Raw genomic sequence first — 23149 nt, forward strand, 5'->3', positions numbered from 1 at the left:
AATTCTTATATTTTTAGCATTTTACCTCTTGACTTTTAATAGTTAGTCTTTCTTTCACTTAAAATATACCCAAAAACTAGGCTAAACTTTCTATATTTTTCTCTAAAATTTCTATTGGATAAGTAGATTCGATCCTATTTATCAAATCATCAATAATTTTTCTAGCGACCTTATTGGAATTACTAATGGTCACAAAGCCCAAGTGGGCTTTATTAAGTATATCTAGGTCAGAAATTTCTGCTGCAGAAATATTTAAATTCTTTCTAGCGTAATCTAAAATCGACCTCACAGTCCTTCTCTTATCCTTAAGAGAAAAGGCATCATAGATTATAAAATTAATTTCAAGTAGGTAGACATACATCTATATATCCTTGTTGTGCTTCTTATCAGCCAGGAAGACTGCAAGTAGTGATGATAGAATCAGATTACCCTTGCCAAAACAGGTGTACCTTGGCTCCCATAAGCTCGCATACTTTGATTTATAATTTCTAAGCCCTTTAAAAGGATAGATGCTATCAGCGTGGCCATAAATAAAGGCTGCAACCCTCTCGCTCAAATAGGCTGACTTGTACTTACCAACATTGGCTAGAGGTGCCATACCTAGGTTGAAATATTTCATTCCCTCTTCCTTGGCCTTTAAGAAAAGATTTAAAAATAGATAATCCATCATAGAATTGACATTCATATCTGTGTCATACCTCATAAGATCTATGGTCATTACATCCGGGTCATAGTTTGGCATGATGTTGGTAAAAGCAGTCACATCTCCTTCTTTATCATAAACAAGACCAAGCCTTGATTCATTTAAATAATCTCTATCAAAAAATCCTAGGGAAAATCCCTTCTCTTCCCTGCCCTTAAGCCACTTATCGGATATTATTTCAAGCCTATTAAGAAACTTGTCATCATAAGGAGGATCTAAGATTTCAAATTTATAACCATCTTTTTCAAACCTATTTAGGATATTTCTAAGAGAGGATTTTTTCCTCCCTGCTAAAGAAAATTCACTGAGGTCAATAAGGGCATTTTCACCAAATTTCATAAAATCAAATCCATAATCGTGTAAATTAAGGGTGAATTTCTCACCAACTTCATAAAAGACTGGATTTAGAGATTTGATAAATGATTTATCTATAAAATCTGACAAAGCCTCATCCAAATATGCCCTATCACCAAAGGGCTCACCCATGACAATTATTTTGTTATTTACGATTTGATATAAAAAAGCAACAAGCTTTTCACCATTTTCATCAGTGTAATAATATATATACTTATCCTTCAAAAATCAAAGACCTGCTGTAGTTGAACTTGTAGGAGTATTTTTTTGAACAAAGTCCCTAAATTCTCCTATATCTGGCTCATCGCTTATTAAAACATCCTTTTTCATATAGAGAAGAATAATTTTTAGACATAATAAAACAGCACCTATCAAAATTGAAAAAATCAAAATTTTATATAGGGAAGGATAATTTTCTAGAGGCTGATCTGTAGCGATATTTTTTAGGTAGATAAAAGCCCAAAAGCCTGCAAAAATCGAATCTATGATTATCTCTTCTACACTAAATACAAAAGCATCTTTTATTAGAGTCTCTCTTGTTAGATAAGAAATAAAGCCTATCAAGAAAAGAGGAACCAAGCTAAAAACAGTATCCCCTATTAGAATTAGATAAAATCCAGTGAAAGCCAAAAGTGGATAAAGTATATTTAAAAATTTCTTTTGCCTATCAAAGGATAATCTTGCTAGGATTAAAAAGACAAAGCCTAGTACAAATTCAAGAAGAGCCCTAACAAGGACAATTGTCATAAAAGAAAATTCATTAAAGGGAAAATAATTTAAATTATCACTCACATTAACACTCAAAAGAAAGCCAAGACCATAAAATCCAATAAAAATTGAATTGATCCTTTGTATGTATTCTCTAGCTAGCTTTAGGGCAAGTTCTCCATAATTATTTCTCAGTGAAATCAAAATATCCTTAAATCTTATAAAGACATAAACAATACCCACTAGCAAAAACATTCCAAGAATGAGGCTGGTTTTAAAACCTGTAGCAGTCTTGGCTAAATAATATATAGCCATCAAGACAAGAAACAAAAATATAAAATGTATAAATTTTTTCCTGTATTTTTTAATTAATTTCATCTAATCTCCTTTCAAAAAATCTAAAACAAGCTTATTAAAAATCTCTGGGGCCTTCCTTGCTAACCTGTGGCCCTGGTTTTTTATAATATAAAACTTGCAGTCTCTAATGTTTTGTGCAATACCTCTTATGTGAGATAACCTTATCAAATCATTAGACCCAACAATAATCATAGTTGGATTGTCAATATCTCTAAGGTCCGACTTTTCAAGCTTAAGATCTCCTAGCAGAAGTCTTGCTACCCTTTTATTCTTTTTAAAAAATGGCAAAATAGTCCAGACTATATTTTCTAAAATCATAAGGACCTTTGCAAAAGGTGTAATCCCATCAAATCTTGCATTTGGAGCATTAAGAATTAGTTTATCAATCATTTCTCCATACATCTTATGAAATACAAGGGCAAGATTTGCCCCATCAGAAAAACCTAAAATGTGAGCCTTCTTAAGGCCCAAAGCCTGGTAGACTTCCTTTAGGTCATTTGCCATAATTTCAAAACTGAGCTTATCCTTATTATTATCAGAAAATCCATGGTCTCTAAAATCTATCAAAATAAGATGAAAATACTTAGATAGAAATCCTATCTGATATTCAAAATATGTCATATCCCCGTCATTACCATGAAGGAGAAAAAGATTTTCACCCTGGCCATATTCCTTATAAAAAATGTGGGTTCCGTCCCTTAATTTTATATAATCATCTTCACTACTTTTCATAAAAGCTCCTTTAATTAATTATATCACTTTCTATTAATAAGTCTTTTATAGTGAAGATATTTTTATAATTAGTAAAATAAAAGCAAGGAGGATCTATGAACTTTAATTTTAATGATAAAAAAGAAAACAAAATCAATTTTATTTTCGAAGAAGATAATAAGCATAATTTTTTTAGTGCTAAAAGTGGTGAAATATTGCCAGTAGAAGCTGAAGGAGAAATCCTACTAGGCCTTGGCAAAAAGGAAGACTTTACTAAGGATGTCCTAAAAGAAGCTGTCGCTAAACTTATAAGATTTTTAGCTGATAAGGATATTTCTACTATTTCATTTTCAGCAAATAATACAGACCTTGATGATAAGGACTTTTGCCTTGCAATAGTAGAAGCCTCTATGGTGGCTTCATATAAGTTTGACCACTACAAGAGCGAAAAAGCTTGTCAAAAACTTTCTGAAATTAACTTTGATGAAAGCCTTTCACCATTTAAAGCTGACCTAGAAGAGCTTTCAAATGTTTTAGAAGGTCAATTTTTAGCAAGAGACCTTGTGAATCTAAGGTCAAATGACATCTACCCAGAAACTTTAGCCCAAGCTGCCCATGATAATTTATCAGACCTTGGTGTTGATGTAAAAATATATGGCAAGGATGAAATTCTTGATATGGGTCTTACTGCTTTTTATGAAGTAGCTAAGGGCTCTGATAAGGAGCCTAAATTTATAGTTATGGAATACCTAAAGGGTGACAATGAGCCTCTAGCCTTAGTTGGTAAGGGTCTAACCTATGATGCAGGTGGTTATTCTATTAAAACCTCTGCTGGTATGAAGACTATGAACTCAGACATGGGTGGATCAGGTACAGTTATCGGTGCAATGAAGGCAATTGCTTCAAATAAGCTTAAGGTCAATGTTGTAGCTATTGTTGCAGCTTGCGAAAACCTAATATCAGGAAGGGCCTACAAGCCAGGCGACATAATCAAAGCAAGAAATGGCATGACAATAGATGTAGATAATACAGATGCTGAGGGAAGGATTACTCTTGCAGATGCTGTAAATTACGCAGCTACAGAATATAAGCCAAGCCTATTAGTTGACCTTGCAACCCTTACAGGTGCAGTCCTAGTGGCTCTTGGTGAAACCTACACAGGCGCTGTTACAAATGATGATGCCGCCTTTGCTAAGGTTAAAAAAGCAAGCGAAGATTCTGATGAGAAAATTTGGCAACTTCCAAATGACCCATTCTTTAAGACCTATAACAAGAGCGAAAATGGCGATGTCAAAAACTCTGGTGGAAGAATGGCTGGATCTATAACAGCTGGTCAATTTATTGAAAACTTCATCGAAGCTTGCCCATGGGTTCACCTTGATATAGCAGGAACTGCCTACCTATCAGCTCCACAAGGAATAAATGAAACTGGAGCAACAGGTGTCCATGTCAAGACCCTTTACAATTTAGCTAAAAACTATTAATAAAAATCCCAAGACTTTAAGGAGATTTCTTAAGTCTTGGGATTTATTTTTATATACCTAGGTAGGCTGCCTTTACATCTGGATCTGCCTTTAGATCACTTGCCTTACCTTCTTTTACAATCTTGCCTGTTTCTAGGACATAGGCCCTGTCGGCTATATCTAGGGCAAGATTTGCATTTTGTTCTACAAGTAGGATTGTCCTGCCTTCTTCTTTTAAAATCCTAATCGTATCGAATATCTTATCTACAAATAGAGGCGATAAACCCATTGAAGGCTCATCTAAAAGTAGCACCTTAGGGTTAGTAAGTAGGGCCCTGCCCATAGCTAGCATTTGCTGCTCACCACCCGAAAGGGTACCTGCTTTTTGATTTTTTCTTTCTTCTAAAACTGGGAAAAGCTCGTAAATCTTTTTAAGTTCTTTTTGATTTTCCTCATCAGACCTATCTACAGCTATTGTTCCAAGTTTTAAATTATCCTCTACAGAAAGACCTGCAAATACTCGTCTTCCTTCAGGTACTTGAGCTATACCATCTCTTGTGATTTGAAAGGTCTTTTCCTTTTTGATTGACTTTTCATTAAAGAAAATATCACCCTCTTTGGCATCCAAAAGACCTGAAATAGTCTGAAGGGTTGTAGTTTTACCAGCACCGTTGGCTCCTATCAAGGAAACTACTTCGCCTTCTTCTACTTTAAGGCTTATACCCTTAAGAGCCCTGATATTTCCATAATATACACTTAAATTTTCAACTCTTAATATACTCATATTTCCTCTTTCTAACTGCCAAGATAGGCCCTTACTACTTCTTCATTTGAGATTACTTCTTTAGGATCACCTTGGGCAAGGATTTCTCCATAATTTAGAACAATAAGTCTTTCTGATATGCCTAAAACCAGGTTCATATCATGCTCTATCAATAGGATTGAAACTCCGGTTTTTTCTCTTATGACCCTTATAGAATCCATAAGATCTTGAGTTTCTGACTCATTCATACCTGCTGCTGGCTCATCTAGTAGAAGAAGCTTAGGTCTTGTTGCCATAGCTCTTGCTATTTCTAACTTTCTTTGGGCCCCATAAGGAAGACTTCCCGCAAAGGCCCTGAAATATTTTTCTAGGTTAAAGAGGCTTAAGATTTCCTTAGCTGTCTCTGTAGCTTTATTTTCTTCCTTCCAGAAGCTAGGAAATCTTAGCATACCGCTAAGAACTCCATAGTCCATATATTGGTTCATGGCAAGTTTAACATTATCTAGGACTGTTAGGTTATCAAATAGCCTTATATTTTGGAAAGTCCTTGCTACACCCATTTTTGAAAGCTTATCTGGAGAAATGCCATTGGTCATCTCCCCATCTAGTAAAATCTCACCGCTTGTAGGAGTATAGACTCCTGATAACATATTAAAAAGTGTGGTTTTACCAGCTCCGTTAGGGCCGATTAGGCCTAAGAGCTCTCCCTTTTTTAGGTTAAAAGTTACATCAGATACTGCCTTAAGTCCTCCAAAGGAAATGCTAAGGTCTTTTACTTCAAGCACATTATCATGTATTATTTCTTTACTGTTCACCTTCTACATCTCCTTTCTTGTACTTATCTATCTTTAGTAGATTTCTTATTGAGAATTCTTTTCTTCCTAAGAGACCTTGAGGTCTGTAGATCATAACAGCTATTAGGATTAGGGCATAGATTACCATTCTCCATTCAGCAAGTGGTCTTAATATTTCTGGAAGAATTGTTAGACCTATTGATGAGAAAATTGCACCTGTCATTGATCCCATACCGCCTAATACTACCATTACTAGATAGTCAAATGACTTGTTGTAGTTAAATATATTTGCTGCCAATACCCCAAAGCTTTGAGCGTAAAGGGCACCTGCTATACCTGCAAATACCGCTGAAAGGGCAAAGGCAAAGGTCTTATACTTTGTGATATTGATACCGCAAGCTTGGGCTGCTAATTCGTTATCTCTTATTGATAAGACAGCCCTACCATGACGGCAAGAAGCATAGGTAAATATCATAGCTACAAGGAAGGCTGCCACAAAATAAAATTTTCCAAAATCATTAGTTGTTGGGATACCAGCTAGGCCTTGGGCACCTCCTGTAAAGCCTAAGTTTTCTATAAGTACTCTTATAATTTCCCCAAAGGCTAGGGTTACTATAGCTAGATAATCACCGGTAAGTCTTAAAACAGGAAGTCCTATTAAAACACCAAATATAGCTGCAACCACTCCTCCTATTATAATAGAAAGTATAAATCCTAAAAATCCACCTACTAGACCGCTTTTAAGAAATAAAGCTGCTGAATAAGCACCTATTGCCATAAAGCCTGCGTGGCCTAGGTTAATTTGTCCTAAGACACCTACAGTTAGGTTAAGACTTGTGGCCATTATTATATTTATACAAATTAGTACAAGGATATTTTGCCAATATCTATTTAAAACATTAAGTCCAATTAGACTTTGGATTATTACAAAAAATAATACTACTAATGCTGTTGTGATAAGATAAGTTTTCTTTCTATTCTTGGACATATCACACCTTTTCTTTCTCTAGCTTGCCAAATAAACCATTTGGAGCTACTAGTAAAACTACAATCAATACTACAAATACTATAGCATCTGCATAAGCACTTGATAGGTAAGCTCTGGTCAAAACTTCTATTATACCTAGGATTAAACCGCCTATAACAGCTCCTGGTATACTTCCGATTCCTCCTAGGACTGCTGCTGTAAAGGCCTTAATACCAAGCATTGATCCCATAAAAGGTTGGATTTGTGGATAGCTTGCTACATATAAAACTGAAGCTACACCTGCAAGGGCTGATCCTATTGCAAAGGTCATTGTCATAACCTTATTTACATTTATACCAACAAGCTCTGCAGCACCGTAGTCTTCACTTACAGCTAGCATTGATTTACCATGTTTTGTTTTATTTACAAATAAGTTCAATAAATATGTTAGGATAATTGTTGATACGATTGTAACTATCGTAGCAAGTGATAGGTGAACTCCTCCAAAGTTTAGAGACTTTTGAGGGAAAAGCCCAGGTATAGGTTTTGCACTTGATGTAAATATCTTTACAAATAAGTTTTGTAAAAATAGGGACACACCTATGGTTGTTATGAGTAAGGAAATTCTTGAAGAATTCCTAAGTGGCTTGTAGGCTACTCTTTCTATGACTACGCCAAGAATCGTACAAACTAATATGGCAGGTACTATAGCAAGCCATAGTGGCAAGCCTGCCTTAAATATAGGTAATTGGATGGTAAGAAATACAGTATAGCCGCCTACCATTATGATATCGCCGTGGGCGAAGTTGATAAGTTTGGCTATACCATAAACCATCGTATACCCTAGGGCTACAAGGGCATATATAGAGCCTAGTTGTAGCCCGTTAAATAATTGGGTAATAAAATCCATTAATCTCTCCTCTTTCTATCTAGGGTTTACAATTGAATCAAACTTGTATTCCCCTTTTTCTATCTTCATAATTGATGCTGCCTTTTTAGGGTTGTTATTTTCATCAAAGGTAAATGAACCTGTGATGCCTTTAAAATTTAAACCCTTTATTGAAGCGCATCTATCTCCATTTGAATCAGACTGGGCTGCTTCAAAACCCTGTTTTATAATATAAACTGTGTCATAGCCTAGGGCTGAAAATGCTGTAGGATCTTCTCCATAAGTTTCCTTGTATTTACTTATAAATTCTTGAACCTTTGGATCAGTATCTTCTATACTAAAGTGATTGGTAAAGTATGAATTTTCAATTACATCATAGCTTGATGGGTCCATTGTCTTTAAGATTCCATCCCAACCATCTCCACCCAAGAAGGCTGCATTGATATTTGCATTTCTTGCTTGTGGTGTAATAAGTGATAATTTCTCATAATATTCCGGCAATAACAATACATCAGGATTTTTGCCAGCTATAGTTGTAAGTTGGGCCTTAAAGTCAGTATCATTTTCTCCATAAGATTCCTTGGCAACTATTTCGATTCCAAGCTCTTCTGCCTTCTTTTCAAAGGCATCAGCTATGCCTGTTGAATAATCACTTGCAGTATTTTCTAAGATTGCAGCTGTCTTTGCCTTTAAGCTATCCTTTGCATAAATTGCTAATAAATCTCCTTGGTAAGGGTTTGTAAAGCATGTTCTAAAAACATTTGGCTTTCCTACGGTTATGGATTCTTCGGTACCTGTTGGGGTGATAACTGGTATGCCATCAGCTTGGCTTGCCTCAGCTATAGCCTGTGAAGGGCTTGAGGTGTTTGTACCAATTACAGCTGCCGCTCCACTTTCTGCAAGCTTTCTATAACTTGTAACAGAATCTGTTAACTCTCCCTTATCGTCTAAGGATTCTAAGCTAATCTTTTTACCATCTATCCCGCCGTTGGCATTTATTTCTTCAACTGCCATCTTTATTCCATTTACAGTTGATACTCCGTAGTTGGAATATTGGCCTGTTAGTGGGAAGGTTGAGCCGATTTTTATAGTATTCTCATCAGCTACATTTTTATTATTTGCTCCGCTTCCACATCCTGTAAATATTACTCCTGCTATAGCAATCATGGTTATAATTTTCTTGTTCATTTTTTTCCTCCTAATTATTTTTGGTAGAAAAAAACCTCCGTCTTTCCTACCATATGGTAGAAGAGACGAAGGGTTTGTTTGCATAAATTTAACCTACTCCGCGGTACCACTCTTCTTCATCAAACGATGCACTCTGATCATATAATGAATAACTCTGTAACGGGAGTTCCCGGCTACACCTACTAATCTTTCAATGCGCTGCTTCATGGCTAGTTCTAAGGCCCATCTTGATATTTCACACCATCCAATATCTCTCTTTAAAGATAAGTTATCTTATAATATTCCATTTCTTAGCATTTATATTTACATATTATATATCCCAAAACCTACTTGTCAAATATTTTCTTAATAAAAATAGATTTGTTTGGATATTTAATTATATGCTACCGCCGATTGCTATATTTTCCAGTCTCTTATTAATTATTTTCCAGCAAAAGCTAATATTTACTTTTTATTCTTGATAAATTTTTACAAATAATTATTTATTAGTACCTGCATCACTATCGAATTTGTACTCACCATTTTCTATTCTTATCATCTTAGCAGTTTTGATTGGGTTGTTGTTTTCATCATAGGTAAATGATCCTGTAACGCCTTTAAATTCTACTTTCTTTAGGGCATCTATAACCTTAGCCCATTCTGTTGTTCCTGCTGCTTCTACAGCTTGTTTATATAGGTAAACTGTGTCATAGCCTTCTGCTGCAAATGTTGATGGGTTTTCACCAAATTTTTCTTTATAGTTCTTTAAGAATGTTTGTACTTCTTCAGATGGGTCTTCTAGGGTAAATTGATTTGAGAAGTATGAATTATCTAATGATGAAAAGCTTGATTCATCCATTACTGATAGGACTGTATCCCAACCATCAGCACCAACTAGAGTTGCATCTATGCCAGCTTCCTTTACTTGAGGAGCTATTAAGGCTACCTTTTCATAATAGTCTGGTATGAATAGGACATCTGGGTTTTGGCCTCTTACATTTGTAAGCTGAGCCTTAAAGTCTGTATCGCTATCGCCGTATGATTCATCAGCCACTACTTCCATGCCTAATTCTTTAGCCTTTTTCTCAAACACATCAGCAACTCCCATTGAGAAATCTGATGATTGATTACGAAGGATTGCAACCTTTTTAGCATTTAGCTTTTCCTTTGAGAAGTGTGCTAGTACTTCACCTTGGAATGGATCTGTAAAGCATGTCCTAAATACATTTGGCTTACCTTCTGTTATGTTTGCTTGAGTCGCTGTTGGAGTGATATATAATACCCCATCATTAACAGATGATTCTGCTATGGCTAAGGCTGGTTTTGATGGAACACCACCAAAGATTGCATCTACCTTGTCTTCCATAAGTTTGTTGTAATTTGTAACAGCATCTGTTATCTCTCCCTTATCATCATATTCTACCCAGTCAACCTTCTTGCCTAGGATTCCGCCATTTGCATTTACTTCTTCTATGGCAAGTTTTATACCATTATTAGTAGTTTGACCATAGATTGATAAAGGACCTGTTAAAGGAGAAGAGTTGCCAAGCTTTATTGTTTCGCTTGCTTCTTGTTTATTTGCTCCATCTGCCTTCTTGCTTTCGTTTCCACCTTCATTTCCACAGGCTGATAAAAATAGGCCTGCTAATAACATTCCAACTGCAAATTTTTTTCTTAAATTCATAATTTCCTCCATTATTTTTGGAATAAAAAAACCTCCGTCTCTTTATCCCTACTGGTTAAAGAGACGAAGGGTAATAAACAAAATTTTACACTCCGCGGTACCACTCTTTTTCATCTAATGATGCACTTAGTTTCATTTAATGAATAGCTCTGTAACGGGAGCTCCCGCACTTACCTACTTTTCGGTAAGAAAGCTCAGTGGTGATTTTCGTTAGTTTCATCCTGCTAGTTCGCACCAACCACTAGCTCTCTTGAAGACTATCCTAATTACTCTTCCACATCAACGCTTTTGTATTTGATAGTTCATATTATATAACCCCTTTTATTATTTGTCAAATAAATTTATCATATTTATTTATAATACTTAATTATTATAAGTTGCCTCTAATCATAAATATTGAAATATCAATAATACAAATAAAAAACCGCATACTCATTAATAAGTATACGGTAGTTATTTATAAACCTAAAAGTAGAGATGCTACTTCAAAATAAATTAAAAGTACACCTGTATCTACAATTGTAGTTATAAGTGGTCCAGCCATTACGGTTGGATCTATTTTTAGCTTATCAGCAATTAATGGCAAGAGTCCACCAATTACATTTGATAGAACTATTGTCAAAAATAATGTTATTGACACTGTTAAATTTACTGCAAGGCTTACATTATCTACTATTATTATCCTTATAAAGTTGATAGCAACAAGGACTAGGGATACAAGTGTTCCTACCCTAGCTTCCTTAAAAATAACTTTTAAGAAGTCTTTAGCAGATAGCTCGCCACTGTATAATTGAGTCATAATTGTAGTTGATGCTTGGCTTCCAGCGTTTCCACCGGAGTCCATCAGCATTGGTATATAGGCTGTAAGGGCTACAGCTTTGGCGAGTATTGATTCATATCTTTGGATAATAAAGCCTGTCATTGTAGCAGTAATTAAACAAATTACTAGCCAAGTTGTCCTATTTTTGGCAATGGTCCTGCTTGGTTCGTCTAGGTATGTTTCTGACTGATCAGAAATACCTGTTACGTTAGCAAAGTCCTCTTGCATCTCTTCGTGAACGATGTCGATAACATCTTCTGCTGGTACGATACCGATTAGTCTTCCTTCAGAATCTGTAACTGGCACCTCTCCTAGGTCATATTTGATAGATAGCTTAGCTACTACCTCTTGGTCGTCTGTTGGACTTACTACAGCTGTTATAGGCTCTGTGATAGATTCGATAGTAGATTTTTTATTTCTAATAAGATCGGCTATAAATACAAATCCTATTAGGACTAAAGAATCATCTGTAACCCAGATTTGCTCTAGCTTTTCAGCATCTAGGTCAGAATTCATGACCTTTTCCATAGCCTTAGCTGGAGATTCACTAGATTTTACAGATAGGAAGTTAACTGTCATTATAGAACCGACAGATTCCTCTGGATATCCTAATAGCTCGTTAATAATAGTTCTCCTGGAATCTTCGATATGGCTTGTCATTAACTTTTGAACAATATTTGCAGGTAGTTCCTGGAGGGTATCTACAAGCTCATCTTCGTCTAGTTCTTTGATTAGGTCCTTAATATTTTCTTCTGATAAAATAGATAGGATTCTATCCTTATTTTCTGGTCTTAATTCTGTAAAAGCATCTGCCAAGAGATCCTTATTTAAAAGCTTAATCCAAATTGCTACAGATTTTTCTGGCAAAATTTCAAGCTTGTCAGCAATATCTACAGGGTTCATTTGGTTGATTTCTTCTTGTAAGTTTTTAAGATTATCAACATCATATTTTCTCTCTGCCATTTTTACCTCATTTCTCTTATTTGTATAATGGCAAAAAGAATCACCACTATACTAGTATCCTATTGTCTTAAAATCCGGGTCGGGCACAGCCTTATCCATTATTCCTCCTTAAACAAATGTGCCTATACCTTAATGAAGATATAGGCCTAATGTCATTTCTTATCTGTTCAGATTATACAGTTTTTATCTTTAAAATTCAATTTATGCAAATATTTTATCAATCAATCCATCAACTTCTTTTAGAGACCTTATCTCATAGTCAATATCTAAATTCAATGTATTTTCCAAAGCATTTGGATTAAACCAAACAGTCTTAATCTTAGATCTGATTCCGCCAAGCATGTCAGAAGTTAAAGAATCACCAATGATTACATAATCATCAAGATTTCTCGAGCCTATATGGTCAAAAACATAGTCAAAAAACCTCTCATCAGGCTTTTCGTATCCTACAAGTTCCGAAATAAAAGATTTGATAAAAATCTTATTTAGTCCTGACCCATCAAGCTTGCCTCTTTGAGCAGTTAGAGATCCATTTGTCACAGCATATTGGTCATACTTGCCATGGAGTTTTTCGATGATCTCCTTGCCATATGGATTAAAGACATAGGTCTTACCAAGCTCTTCTTGATAAGTCTTATTAAAATCACCCGCTATTGACCTATTTATACCATAATCAGCAAAGAAATCCTCAAATCTTCCCACAAGGACCTGATCTCTAGTTACCTCGCCTCTTTCAAGCCTTTCCCAATATGACTTATTTATAAGCTTATAGATCTTAATCATTTCATCACTTGGCTTATCCAAACCATATATATCAAAACACTCAAAAATCGCCCTAGTTTCTGCCAGGTCAAAATTTAAAAGTGTACCATCTATATCCCATAAAATTTTCTTCATACAATCTCCTTACCTATTTATCTTACCCTAATTTAAAGCTATAACTATTTACAAAATTCTTTATAAGTGATAAGCTTATTTTAAAAGAGAGGTGCTTATGAAAAAAACAATAAAAATATTACTTGGTCTTGTAGGTATCGTCTTACTAGCCTTTATCCTTCTTTTAGTTTATCTAATGATAACAGAATATAATCCAAAAGATGTAGAAGAAATAGCAGTAACCGGAACCAAAGACCAAAAACTAGAACAAGATCACAATTACAAGCTACTAACATGGAACATAGGTTATGCTGGCCTAGATAAAGATACAGACTTCTTTATGGATGGAGGTAACATGGTCTTTCCTATATCAAAAGACCATGTAGAAAAGGCCCTAACAGGCATAGCAGACTCCATAAATAAAATCGACCCAGATCTATGTCTGCTCCAAGAAGTGGATAGCAATTCCAAAAGAACCTATCACATAAATGAAGTCGAATTTTTCGACAATAAATTAGACGGTATTTCAACCTTCGCCTACAATTACAAGGTAAACTTCGTCCCAATTCCCTTCCCTCCAATGGGCAAGGTAAATTCAGGAATCTATACAAATTCCAAATACCAAATCGAATCATCCTTTAGATACCAACAACCAATCCCACATAAGTGGCCTGTAAGGCTCGCCAACCTAAAAAGAGGCTTCAACGCATCCTACCTCCCAATCGAGGGAACTGATAAGCAGCTAGTCCTTGTCAATGCCCACCTAGATGCCTACGAATCAGGCTCAAATGGAAGGCTTGCCCAGACCAAACAAATCCTAGCCTTCATGGCAGAAGAATATAAAAAAGGCAACTACGTAATAGTAGGTGGAGACTTTAACCAAGAACTAAGAGAAGGTCACAAAACAGACACACCAGAAGACATGTGGCATCCATCACCATTCCCTTATGAATATATGTCAGATGATTTCAAAACAGTCTTTGATGAAAACACAAACTCCTCAAGACTCAACCACAAGCCATACGACCCAAATGACTCCTACGAATGCATAATAGATGGCTTCATAGTCAGCAAAAATGTCATAGTAAATAAAGTCGAAGGCCAAAAACTAGGCTTCGTAAATAGCGACCACAACCCAGTCCTCTTGGAATTCAAACTAGAAAAAGAAAATAAGTAAGACAAAAGCCCAAAGCATATGCCTTGGGCCTTTCTTATCTATAAATCAAGCCTATAAAGTTCATTTCCGCACTCTTTAAAGCCAAATTTACTAAATAAATTAAGACTAGGCTCATTAAAATCATAGATCTCAGCCTTTAAATATCTAAGTTCCTTATCTTTAGCATAATCAATCAAACTTTTTAAAACAAGAGAACCAAGACCCTTGCCCCTATAATCCTTATCAAGAACAAGGGCAACCATATTATCATCAAAAATAGCACAATCACCAATAAGCTTATTATCATATTCTATATAAAATAAGTCCCCGTGCTTAGATAAATAAGTATACATCCTAATAAGATCATCCAACTCATAAGCTTTCTGGGCCCCATCAACCATCTTCACAGTTAGGGGGTCTTTATACCAAGCCAAACTTATATCATAAGCAGGGAAATAATCTATTATTTCGATCTTTTTCATAAGTTTTTAAACCCTAAACCAATCATTATCCAGAAGCTTTTCTATATTTTTCTCATTATTTACAAAAATCTTGCCCTTATATGGGATTTCGTATTGGTAGACCTTGCCTAGGTGGTTAATTTTTAGGATATTTTTATAAGAATAGTCTATGCTTATATCCTCTATCTCATTCCAGGCTATGAAGAGGAAGTCTTTTTTTAGTGAATTGGACATTTCAGATTCATAGATTCCCTTTGGGCCAAAATGTAAGATAAAGGTCCTGGTGCTATCAAATACATAATATAACTTGCTTAAGAGTAATTTTATAAGGCCCTTAGCTGCTGAGTTATGCTTAAAGGCTACTAGGTAGGCACCCTCATCTCCAAAGGCTTCTTTTACTTTTTCTTCTATTTCTTCATTTGAATTAAATAATAATCCCATAATTTCTCCTATTTAAAAATAAATACTTCCTTGATGTCTTTATCAAAAACCTTGCAAATCTTATAGGCAGTCTCCAGGGTCGGGCTTATAGTATTATTTTCATAAGCCATTATCGATCTGCGCTTAAGACCGACCATTTTTGCCAGGGCATTTTGAGAAAGACCCATTTCCTTCCTAAATTCTTTGATTCTATTATCTATTTCTACTTCTATCATAGAAAACCCTTCTTTTTTGTTACATTTATAGTACTATTTATGTTACTTTTATAGTACCATATTTATAAAATTTATACAAGTATAAATAAAAAATCTCTTACATAGAACTACATATTTGAATTGCTATATCCCTATTATTTATTAAAGTTAAAGCACAACTATATTTACTCGATGTATAAGTAACATGCCGTTCTAAGTATTTCTTAAAATTTAAGTATATGTAATAGATTCCTCCACATCGGTCGGAATAAGGGAATGGAATGTGACGTAACAAGGGAAAAGAAGAAATCTTTGGCGTCATCGCTTTTCTTTCTCGAACTTATGTGAGACAAGCCCGTCGGCTCATAGAGACCAAGCCAGTACGAAGCGCCCCTTCCCTTCTCGAGCTTTGCGAGAGAACTCATGGTTCTGATCATAGTGGGTCTTGTAACTACATCGGCATTAGGTAAATAAAACCATAACCTTATGAAAACAAAAGTTTTCGAAGAAAACACCCCTTCACCTCAAAACCTATTACACATTCATAAACAAAACCAATATCAAAACCTGCATCAAAATCATAAGAGACAGACCCATTTTATAATAAGCCTTCTTGGTCTTGTGCCTAAAAACCTTCATACCAATAAGGCCACCGATAGCCCCTCCAATAAAAGATAGGCCTAGCAAAAGACCATTTTTAAGCCTCCGCTTATCTCTATTAGCCCTATGCTTATCAAAGCCAAAGGCTAAAAAACTTATCAGATTAATACTTAGCACATATACAAATAAATATGGCCTATCCTCAAAAAATCTGACAAAATCAAAAGAAAGACTTCCCATATCCTTTCTAAAAATCAAGAGCAAAGCAAGCTCAATTACAAAACTAGCAAAGGCAAAAACCTTCAGACTAAGCCCATCTTTGGCTGCATTCCTATCAAAGATCAAAATAGCAAGGATAAGTCCCAAGGACCCTCCACAAATTCCTATCAAATAGAGAATTAAGATCAAAATACTTTTCAAAACTCCTGACCTCATAGACTTATAAGGAATGTATAAAAGAAATCCAAATAAATTGATTAGAAATATATAAATAAAAATATTATTCATCGATCTTCTCTAATCTAAAAATATTAATCACATCAGCATCAGGACAAGCAAAACGCACATCCCCAGCCCTAGACTTAGGAAGCTTGCCCCCATAACGGAGAATATCCACCATAGGAAAGAGAGTATGCATAGCAAGCGAACAAAACTCTCCCCTATCAGTATCAAAATCCCAAGTTTGTCCAATCTGATAGCCCTTATGACAAGGACAATCCCCCTTCTTATCAACTAAAGTAATTTTAATTTTTGGTCTCATAATCTTCTCCTAACCAATGCCACCTATAAAAATTGAGCCATATAAAATGGTAGGTAGTATATATCCTTTTCCTTCTTAAAATCCTTATTATGGATCACATACTTATTTCCAATATTCTTGGAATATTTTTTGGAAAATTCATCCAAAGATGTGTGCTTCCTATAATTAGAAGATTTTACCTCTACAGGGCTAATCTTATTAGCCTCTGTTATCAAATAATCTATCTCATAAGTCCTCTTTGCAGTCTTGTCATAATAAGTATGGTAAAAGAGCTTATATCCTTTAGCAGCGAATGTTTGTCCGACAATATTTTCATAAAGCATACCTAAATTAGATGACAATTTATTGGAAAGGATCTTCTTATATATGACATTATCTGTGAAATCCCTATCCTTAAACATAAGAGTAACCATTAGCCCAGTATCAGCTAAATACATCTTAAACTTATCAAGGTTTAAATTTCTGGATAGACCCGTGCTAGGATCATTGGCATTATAGGCTATCAGTACGGTTTTAGACGCTTTAAGCTCAGAAATCTCTTCAAGCAAATCACTAGCCCTTGAATTTTTAATAACGCTTGACACTTGATACCTAGATGAAGACCTAGCCAATTCAGCAGGTATCGAATCAAAAAGTGTAGATATTTTTCCACTTGGATCAATCTTATAAAAGTCCTGCTCATAAAGATTGATAATATCTCTTTTAACTTGGTCCACCATCCTAAAATTATTAGTATCAATATAAGCCTTGATAGCCTGAGGCATACCACCTACAAGCATATAAAGCCTAAAAAGCCTCATCATATTCCTATTAGCATCCTCACCAAGAGGCTTTTTGCTAGTGAAAAATTTTTCAAGCATATTATTAGTTACACCTTCACCAGTAGCCCATAAAAATTCCTCAAAGTCCATAGGAAACATCTCAATTTTCCTCTCTTCACTAGGAATTAAAATACCTTCAACATTTTTCTTGATTGAAATTAGTGACCCAGTTTCAATATAATCATACCTAGCATCGGCAACAAGCTTTTTTATGGCTTGACGAGCAAGAGGATTAAATTGAACCTCATCAAAAATAATCAAAGACTCTCTCTCATGGAGATCTACACCATAGTGTAATTGCAGCTGTAAAAATAAATAGTCCAAATCATTAACATCTTTAAAAAGATCAATAATGTGGCCTGGTGCAAAAGCAAAATCAATCAAAATATAAGACTTATACTCAGCCTTAGCAAACTCTTCAGCAATAGTAGATTTACCAACACGCCTAGCTCCTTCAATCAAGAGAGCTGTACTACCCTTGGAAGAATCCTTCCAATCTAGAAGGTCCTTATAAATCTTTCTTTTAAACATATAAACCACCCATCTTACAAATACGCATTATAATTTATATCATTATACCACAAATACGCAATAGAATAAATGCCATTTACCTACAAATACGCAATAGAAATGGTGCTATTTTACCGCAAATACGCATTATAAATTAAAATATATAATAATTTCTCCACTCGCTAGGCTCGGTCTAAACAAGAGAAAAGAGAAAACTCTGTAGTCACCATTTCTCTTCTCGAACGCAATGAGAAGCATATCTGTCCGAATAACCATTCCCTTCTCGAACGCATGTGAGAGAACTCATAGCTATGTACATATAGGGTTCTGTAACTACATCGGCATTAGCTAAATATAACCATACCTTATAAAACAGATAGTTTTCGCAGAAAACTTCTCCTTCCCTTTCATCGACAGTAGTGGCTAGCCCGTCGGCTCCTGGAGACATGTCTATTAGACCTGTTCAGACGTCACTTTTTTATAAAATCAAAGCTCAACTATATTTACTCTTCGTATAAGTAATATCTTGTCCTAAGTATTTCTTAAAATTTGAGCAGTCGGAATAAGGGAAGGAGAAGAGGTCGTAATGAGGCGTGGGAATGTTAAGTGACAATGAAAAAGTAAGCTCGGTTATCATTATTTATTACATTCAAAGCTAAAATAGTTTCTTGTTGAAGCCGACTAAAAAAGGGACTTACAAAGCCCCTTACATTTATTTACCATTAGCAACACTTACTATTGCATCAGTTAAAACCTTTGAAAAATTAATATTTAATTTATTTCCTAGATCGTTCGACCATTTAGGAATTGATAGGGTTTTTTTCACAAGTTCCTGGCTTGCAAAATAGTCCTTCAAGTCTACATACACCATTGATACAAATGATTTTTCCTCATCATAGTAGCCATCAAACTCTGGATCATCTTTAAAAGGAAAATCATCTTTGATTGATAAATCCTTAATTGATGATTTACTTGGAAGCCTGCCTTCTGTTTCCACAAGGTCACTTGCCAATATTCCTAGATAATCACTCGCCATAAATAAGGCATCTTCAATGGTATCACCTTGGGTACCTGCCCCCTCTAAGTCTGGAAAGTAAACATAATAACCACCTTCTTCTGGTGTATAATAAAAAATTGCAGGATAAGAAACTAACATAATATACCTCTCTTTTTTAAGAATGGGGACTATAAAAGCCCCGCATCCTTTAAAATACCACGCTCAGTTCCCTTTTTAAGTTCACCATGTGGTATGATAATAGGTCTTGGAAGTCCGGGCTTAGTCATTTTTACATGACTCCCTTTACCTCCATCTACTTTTAAAAAACCATGTTTTTTAAGTAGCTTGACCATTTCATTTTGTGTCATCGGCATTTTTATACCTCCTGACATATTTATTATACTACGTATTTATACGTGCTGTCAATTAGAATTTCATCAAATAAACCTATTTCAATAATTCCTAAACAACAGATTTCCCCACTAGGGTCGAAATAAGGGAAGGAAGAAAACTCGGTTGTCGCCACTATCCTTCTCGAACATATGCGAGGCAAGCCCGTCGGCTCAAGGAAACCAAACCTGTACGAAGCGTCATCTCCCTTCTCGAACGGATGTGAGGGCAAGCCCGTCCGGCTCCTGGAGGACCTCATGGTTATTTTAATAAAGGGTTCTGTATCTACATCGGCATTAGCTAAATATGACCATCAACTTACATCTACAAAAAGTTTTCGCAGAAAACTCTCCTTACCTTGCTTCAAGCTATGTTGGAAGCCCGTCGGCTCTAGGAGACATTTCTATTAGACCTGCTAATGACTCATAATTTATTCAAATCAAAGCACAACTATATCTACCCCTCGCATGAGTAACATATCGTTCATGGTATTTCTAAAAATTTGATTATTCGTAATAGTTTTCTCCACTCGCTAGGCTCGGTCGAAACTAAGGAAGGAAAAAATTCATATTCAAAACTTTAATAAATAATTTTCTTAAAAATTCCCAATCTTTAATATTTTAAGCTAAGTTAGGACCGCAACCTCCCTCCTCGAACTTATGTGAGACAAGTCCGTCGGCTTCTGTAGACTAACCCCGTACGAACACACACACCCTTCTCGAACGGAGTGAGAGAACTCATGGTTCTTTTAATAAAGGGTTCTGTGTCTACATCGGCATTAGGTAAATATGACCATTACCTTATAATAAGAAAAGTTTTCGAAGAAAACTTCCTTTCCCCAATTAAAAAAAACTCCCCAAACCCAACTTTTTTGGGTCTGAGAAGTTTGTTTTTATCTTAATAAGTCTGATCTTATGAAGCCTTCACGGCCGTTAAATCTTACCTTGGACCAAGCTACTCCGTCTTGATAGATTTCTTCTACAAATTCCACTTGGCTGCCAGCTGGAACTGATAGGATGAAGTTTTCCTCGTATGCTGTAGGGCCTTCTCTAAGGTTAGCAAGGACATTTGCTGTCTTTGTTTGCTTATTGGCCTGGTTATTATCTGCTGGATTTTGGTTATTAGCAGGGTTTTGGTTATTCTGAGGATTTTGATTAGCCTCTTGATTATCAGCTGGCTTTTCAGCTTCTTCCTTCTTAGGCTCTTCTTTCTTCTTTTCTTCCTTCGCCTCTTCGGCTGGCTTTTCTTCCTCTTTGCCTTCTATATTATCAAATACAGACTCTACTTTTACATCTCTTTTCTCATATACTTCTTCCTCTTTGTTGCATGATGCAAGCAGGGCAAGGGCAAAAAGAGTTAAAATTATATTTCTTAATTTCATTTCTTTCTCCAAAAATTGAATATAGATCTCTTCTTCTTTTTAGCTTCCTTAATCTGGTCGTATCCTGAGCCTATATACTCATCATCCAAAATCTTTTGTGGGTTAATTTCTGCTAGGATTTTAAACTTATCCTCCCCAATTATATCAATGATTTCTCTCTTTTCATCCTTGATATTTGGGCTTCTCCACTCTGATTGGTGGGCATCAGTCCCTAAGAAATGGACCATGTTTCTCTCAAGTAAGGTCCTTGTAGTCCTTTGGCTTGAAACTATCGATGAGTAATTGACCTGGATTAGAGCACCCATCTTGATGAAATCTAGAAGATAGTCAGGATTTTCCTTGACATAGGCATATCTTTCAGCATGGGCAATGATTGGTACCAAGCCCTCCAGCTGGATATTAAAAATCAAATCCTTAAGGAATAGGGCCTTGTTCATAAAGGGCAATTCCAATAGAACATACCTGCTATCAGCAAGTTTGTTTAGACTACCATCATTTATAAGCTTGACAGTATTAGGCTCTACCTGGATTTCATGGCCCGGATATATGATAAAATCCATGCCTCTTTTTGCAATCTCTGCATTAAGGATGGCAGCTTTTTCTCTAATCTCGTCAGGATCAACCATATATCTAGACCTATCGAAGTGGCTTGTGGCAATAGTTTTTGTAAAGCCATTAGCCAAGTAGATTTCTACCATCTTCATCGATTCTTCAATCGACCTAGACCCATCATCCACTCCATAGATAATATGGCAGTGTGTATCAATCATTAATAGTATCCCTTATAATTAAATTCTTTGACATCAGCAAAGGTAAGGACAGCACCGATAACCTTGGCATTAACCTTCTTTAGATTATCAAGGGCTCTAGCTATCTCTTCCTTTTTGGTATCATTGGATTTAATTGCAAAAATCATACCATCGCAGAAGGTAGACACAATAGATGCATCTGTGAATAGACCTACTGGAGGTGTGTCTATAAATACATAGTCAAAAGACTGGGATAATTCATTAACCAAGTCCTTGATATGGTTAGAAGCTAAAATCTCAGCTGGGTTAGGTGGTGTAGGACCTGAAAGGAGCAAGAAAAGATTCTCCTGACCCTTGTCCCTATAAAGAGCTCTATCAAGCTCGAGCTTGCCTGTAATAACATTGGTAAGGCCCACGTTATTATCAATACCAGCCACAACCCCTACCTTAGGAGCCCTAAGGTCGAAATCTAGGAGGACAACCCTCTCTCCATTTTCAGCAAAAGATTGGGCAAGTTTGTAGACTACAGTAGTCTTCCCCTCACTAGGCTTAGAAGAAGTCATAGCGATTATTTTATTTTTGTGATCAATATCTGCAAATTGGATATTAGTTCTGACAGAACGAATAGCCTCATCATATAGACTTGAATTATAATAAGAATGTTTTTTAGCCATAATCTCCCCCCCTACTTCTTATACTTGTGTCTATCTGGAATTAGACCAAGCACAGCAATATCAAATGCTTCAGTCACTTCTTCACTAGTCTTAACCCTAGTATTAGATAGCTCCATAATAAGGGCAATACCTATACCAAGAATAAACCCAAGCATAACACCAATAGCAGTGTTTCTCATAACCTTTGGAGAAGATGGTGCTTCAGGCAAGGTCGCCTTGTCTAGGATTTGGACATTGTCCACATTCATAATCTGAGTAATAGAATCCTTAAAGATCATAGAAGTCTCATTGGCAATATCTGCTGCTCTCTGAGCTATAGTATCAACAACCTTAACAGAAATAATCTGAGTATCCTTCACAGGCTCTATAGATACCTTATTAGAAAACTCCTCATAGTCCATATCAAGGTTGAGATTAGCAATAACCTTATCAGCAATCCCCCTAGATTTAACAATCTCAGAATAGGTAGAAACTAGGGCCCTGTTAGCATTAATCTGACTAAGCTCCACATCAGTTTGCTTGTCTTTCTGCTCAGTAGAATTGCTAACAATCATAGAAGTATTAGCCTCATACTTAGGACTAATCACATACTTAGAAAGCCCAAAAGCCCCCGCTCCCGCCAGGATAGCAAGAATCAGAATAAGTAAGCTATGCTTAAGAATCTGCTTACCCAATTCCAATAAATCAATTTCTTGTTCGTTCATATTTTCTCCTTTTTATATTATTTTATTACATAAATATCTAAAGTTCAATACTTTTATTATGTCCATCAATTATACTAAAATTATAATATAAT

The 23149-nt window shown here is 35.6% G+C and carries 26 protein-coding genes and 2 other annotated features; of the genes, 2 read left to right on the forward strand and 24 right to left on the reverse strand.

Annotated features, from left to right (window positions below; translation table 11 throughout):
- Positions 1–76 precede the first annotated feature (76 nt).
- From RRB46_RS03755 to RRB46_RS03770, 4 genes are read right to left on the reverse strand one after another with little or no spacing between them, the layout of a single operon-like run.
- Complete coding sequence (locus RRB46_RS03755; protein WP_311537539.1) at positions 77–361, reverse strand: DUF503 domain-containing protein; 285 nt, start codon at positions 359–361, stop codon at positions 77–79.
- Positions 362–1282, reverse strand: a complete 921-nt coding sequence (locus RRB46_RS03760; protein WP_311537540.1) for a phosphatidylglycerol lysyltransferase domain-containing protein — start codon at positions 1280–1282, stop codon at positions 362–364.
- 3 nt (positions 1283–1285) lie between these two features.
- Positions 1286–2143, reverse strand: coding sequence for a hypothetical protein (locus RRB46_RS03765; protein ID WP_311537541.1), 858 nt, complete (start codon positions 2141–2143; stop codon positions 1286–1288).
- Positions 2144–2854, reverse strand: coding sequence for an alpha/beta hydrolase (locus tag RRB46_RS03770; RefSeq protein ID WP_311537542.1), 711 nt, complete (start codon positions 2852–2854; stop codon positions 2144–2146).
- Positions 2855–2949: 95 nt separating this feature from the next.
- On the opposite strand from RRB46_RS03770, the gene RRB46_RS03775 reads away from it, so the two are divergent.
- On the forward strand, positions 2950–4317 hold the full coding sequence (locus tag RRB46_RS03775) for a leucyl aminopeptidase (protein WP_311537543.1): 1368 nt from the start codon (positions 2950–2952) through the stop codon (positions 4315–4317).
- Positions 4318–4366: 49 nt separating this feature from the next.
- Here RRB46_RS03775 and RRB46_RS03780 read toward each other — a convergent pair whose 3' ends face one another.
- The 8 genes from RRB46_RS03780 to RRB46_RS03815 form a co-directional block, all read right to left on the reverse strand.
- Positions 4367–5074, reverse strand: a complete 708-nt coding sequence (locus RRB46_RS03780; RefSeq protein WP_399529904.1) for an ABC transporter ATP-binding protein — start codon at positions 5072–5074, stop codon at positions 4367–4369.
- Between the two features lie 17 nt (positions 5075–5091).
- Positions 5092–5874, reverse strand: coding sequence for an ABC transporter ATP-binding protein (locus RRB46_RS03785; protein WP_311537545.1), 783 nt, complete (start codon positions 5872–5874; stop codon positions 5092–5094).
- Positions 5864–6841 carry a branched-chain amino acid ABC transporter permease gene (locus RRB46_RS03790; RefSeq protein WP_311537546.1) on the reverse strand — a complete coding sequence of 326 codons (978 nt, stop codon included), beginning with the start codon at positions 6839–6841 and terminating at the stop codon, positions 5864–5866. The genes RRB46_RS03785 and RRB46_RS03790 overlap by 11 nt, the downstream gene beginning before the upstream one ends.
- A 1-nt stretch (position 6842) precedes the next feature.
- Positions 6843–7730, reverse strand: a complete 888-nt coding sequence (locus RRB46_RS03795; RefSeq protein ID WP_311537547.1) for a branched-chain amino acid ABC transporter permease — start codon at positions 7728–7730, stop codon at positions 6843–6845.
- Positions 7731–7745: 15 nt separating this feature from the next.
- Positions 7746–8897, reverse strand: a complete 1152-nt coding sequence (locus RRB46_RS03800) for an ABC transporter substrate-binding protein (protein WP_311537548.1) — start codon at positions 8895–8897, stop codon at positions 7746–7748.
- A 58-nt stretch (positions 8898–8955) separates the two neighbouring features.
- Positions 8956–9198 (reverse strand) — a binding site (T-box leader).
- A gap of 177 nt (positions 9199–9375) precedes the next feature.
- Positions 9376–10560 carry an ABC transporter substrate-binding protein gene (locus RRB46_RS03805; protein WP_311537549.1) on the reverse strand — a complete coding sequence of 395 codons (1185 nt, stop codon included), beginning with the start codon at positions 10558–10560 and terminating at the stop codon, positions 9376–9378.
- Positions 10561–10616: 56 nt separating this feature from the next.
- Positions 10617–10852, reverse strand: a binding site (T-box leader).
- Positions 10853–11017: 165 nt separating this feature from the next.
- Positions 11018–12343, reverse strand: a complete 1326-nt coding sequence (gene mgtE / locus RRB46_RS03810) for a magnesium transporter (RefSeq protein WP_311537550.1) — start codon at positions 12341–12343, stop codon at positions 11018–11020.
- Positions 12344–12544: 201 nt separating this feature from the next.
- Positions 12545–13240, reverse strand: coding sequence for a YjjG family noncanonical pyrimidine nucleotidase (locus RRB46_RS03815; RefSeq protein ID WP_311537551.1), 696 nt, complete (start codon positions 13238–13240; stop codon positions 12545–12547).
- A 97-nt stretch (positions 13241–13337) separates the two neighbouring features.
- On the opposite strand from RRB46_RS03815, the gene RRB46_RS03820 reads away from it, so the two are divergent.
- The gene (locus tag RRB46_RS03820; RefSeq protein WP_311537552.1) at positions 13338–14396 is read left to right on the forward strand and encodes an endonuclease/exonuclease/phosphatase family protein; all 1059 of its coding nucleotides are present in this window, start codon (positions 13338–13340) and stop codon (positions 14394–14396) included.
- 38 nt (positions 14397–14434) lie between these two features.
- Here the strand turns inward: RRB46_RS03820 and RRB46_RS03825 are convergent, their stop codons facing one another.
- The 12 genes from RRB46_RS03825 to RRB46_RS03880 form a co-directional block, all read right to left on the reverse strand.
- Positions 14435–14857 (reverse strand): GNAT family N-acetyltransferase, encoded by a 423-nt coding sequence (locus RRB46_RS03825; protein WP_311537553.1) that lies wholly within the window; start codon positions 14855–14857, stop codon positions 14435–14437.
- Between the two features lie 6 nt (positions 14858–14863).
- Entirely contained in the window at positions 14864–15277 is a 414-nt protein-coding gene (locus RRB46_RS03830; RefSeq protein ID WP_311537554.1) for a histidine kinase, read from the reverse strand.
- Positions 15278–15285: 8 nt separating this feature from the next.
- Positions 15286–15489, reverse strand: coding sequence for a helix-turn-helix transcriptional regulator (locus tag RRB46_RS03835; RefSeq protein ID WP_311531271.1), 204 nt, complete (start codon positions 15487–15489; stop codon positions 15286–15288).
- 516 nt (positions 15490–16005) lie between these two features.
- Positions 16006–16491: a DUF1294 domain-containing protein gene (locus tag RRB46_RS03840; protein ID WP_311537555.1), complete on the reverse strand. Its 486-nt coding sequence runs from the start codon at positions 16489–16491 to the stop codon at positions 16006–16008.
- A gap of 79 nt (positions 16492–16570) precedes the next feature.
- The gene (locus RRB46_RS03845; protein WP_311537556.1) at positions 16571–16831 is read right to left on the reverse strand and encodes a TIGR04076 family protein; all 261 of its coding nucleotides are present in this window, start codon (positions 16829–16831) and stop codon (positions 16571–16573) included.
- 23 nt (positions 16832–16854) lie between these two features.
- Positions 16855–18183, reverse strand: a complete 1329-nt coding sequence (locus RRB46_RS03850; RefSeq protein ID WP_311537557.1) for an AAA family ATPase — start codon at positions 18181–18183, stop codon at positions 16855–16857.
- A 691-nt stretch (positions 18184–18874) separates the two neighbouring features.
- Positions 18875–19318: a type II toxin-antitoxin system HicB family antitoxin gene (locus RRB46_RS03855; protein WP_311537558.1), complete on the reverse strand. Its 444-nt coding sequence runs from the start codon at positions 19316–19318 to the stop codon at positions 18875–18877.
- Positions 19319–19347: 29 nt separating this feature from the next.
- Positions 19348–19533 (reverse strand): type II toxin-antitoxin system HicA family toxin, encoded by a 186-nt coding sequence (locus RRB46_RS03860; RefSeq protein WP_311537559.1) that lies wholly within the window; start codon positions 19531–19533, stop codon positions 19348–19350.
- Between the two features lie 908 nt (positions 19534–20441).
- Positions 20442–20930, reverse strand: a complete 489-nt coding sequence (locus RRB46_RS03865) for an SH3 domain-containing protein (RefSeq protein ID WP_311537560.1) — start codon at positions 20928–20930, stop codon at positions 20442–20444.
- Entirely contained in the window at positions 20927–21700 is a 774-nt protein-coding gene (locus RRB46_RS03870) for a CpsB/CapC family capsule biosynthesis tyrosine phosphatase (protein WP_311537561.1), read from the reverse strand. The genes RRB46_RS03865 and RRB46_RS03870 overlap by 4 nt, the downstream gene beginning before the upstream one ends.
- Positions 21700–22353: a CpsD/CapB family tyrosine-protein kinase gene (locus RRB46_RS03875; RefSeq protein ID WP_296126799.1), complete on the reverse strand. Its 654-nt coding sequence runs from the start codon at positions 22351–22353 to the stop codon at positions 21700–21702. Before RRB46_RS03875 ends, RRB46_RS03870 begins: the two co-directional genes overlap by 1 nt.
- 11 nt (positions 22354–22364) lie before the next feature.
- The gene (locus RRB46_RS03880; protein WP_311537562.1) at positions 22365–23057 is read right to left on the reverse strand and encodes a Wzz/FepE/Etk N-terminal domain-containing protein; all 693 of its coding nucleotides are present in this window, start codon (positions 23055–23057) and stop codon (positions 22365–22367) included.
- Between the last annotated feature and the right edge of the window lie 92 nt (positions 23058–23149).

It is taken from the genome of uncultured Anaerococcus sp. (genome assembly GCF_963512375.1).
Lineage (GTDB): Bacteria > Bacillota > Clostridia > Tissierellales > Peptoniphilaceae > Anaerococcus.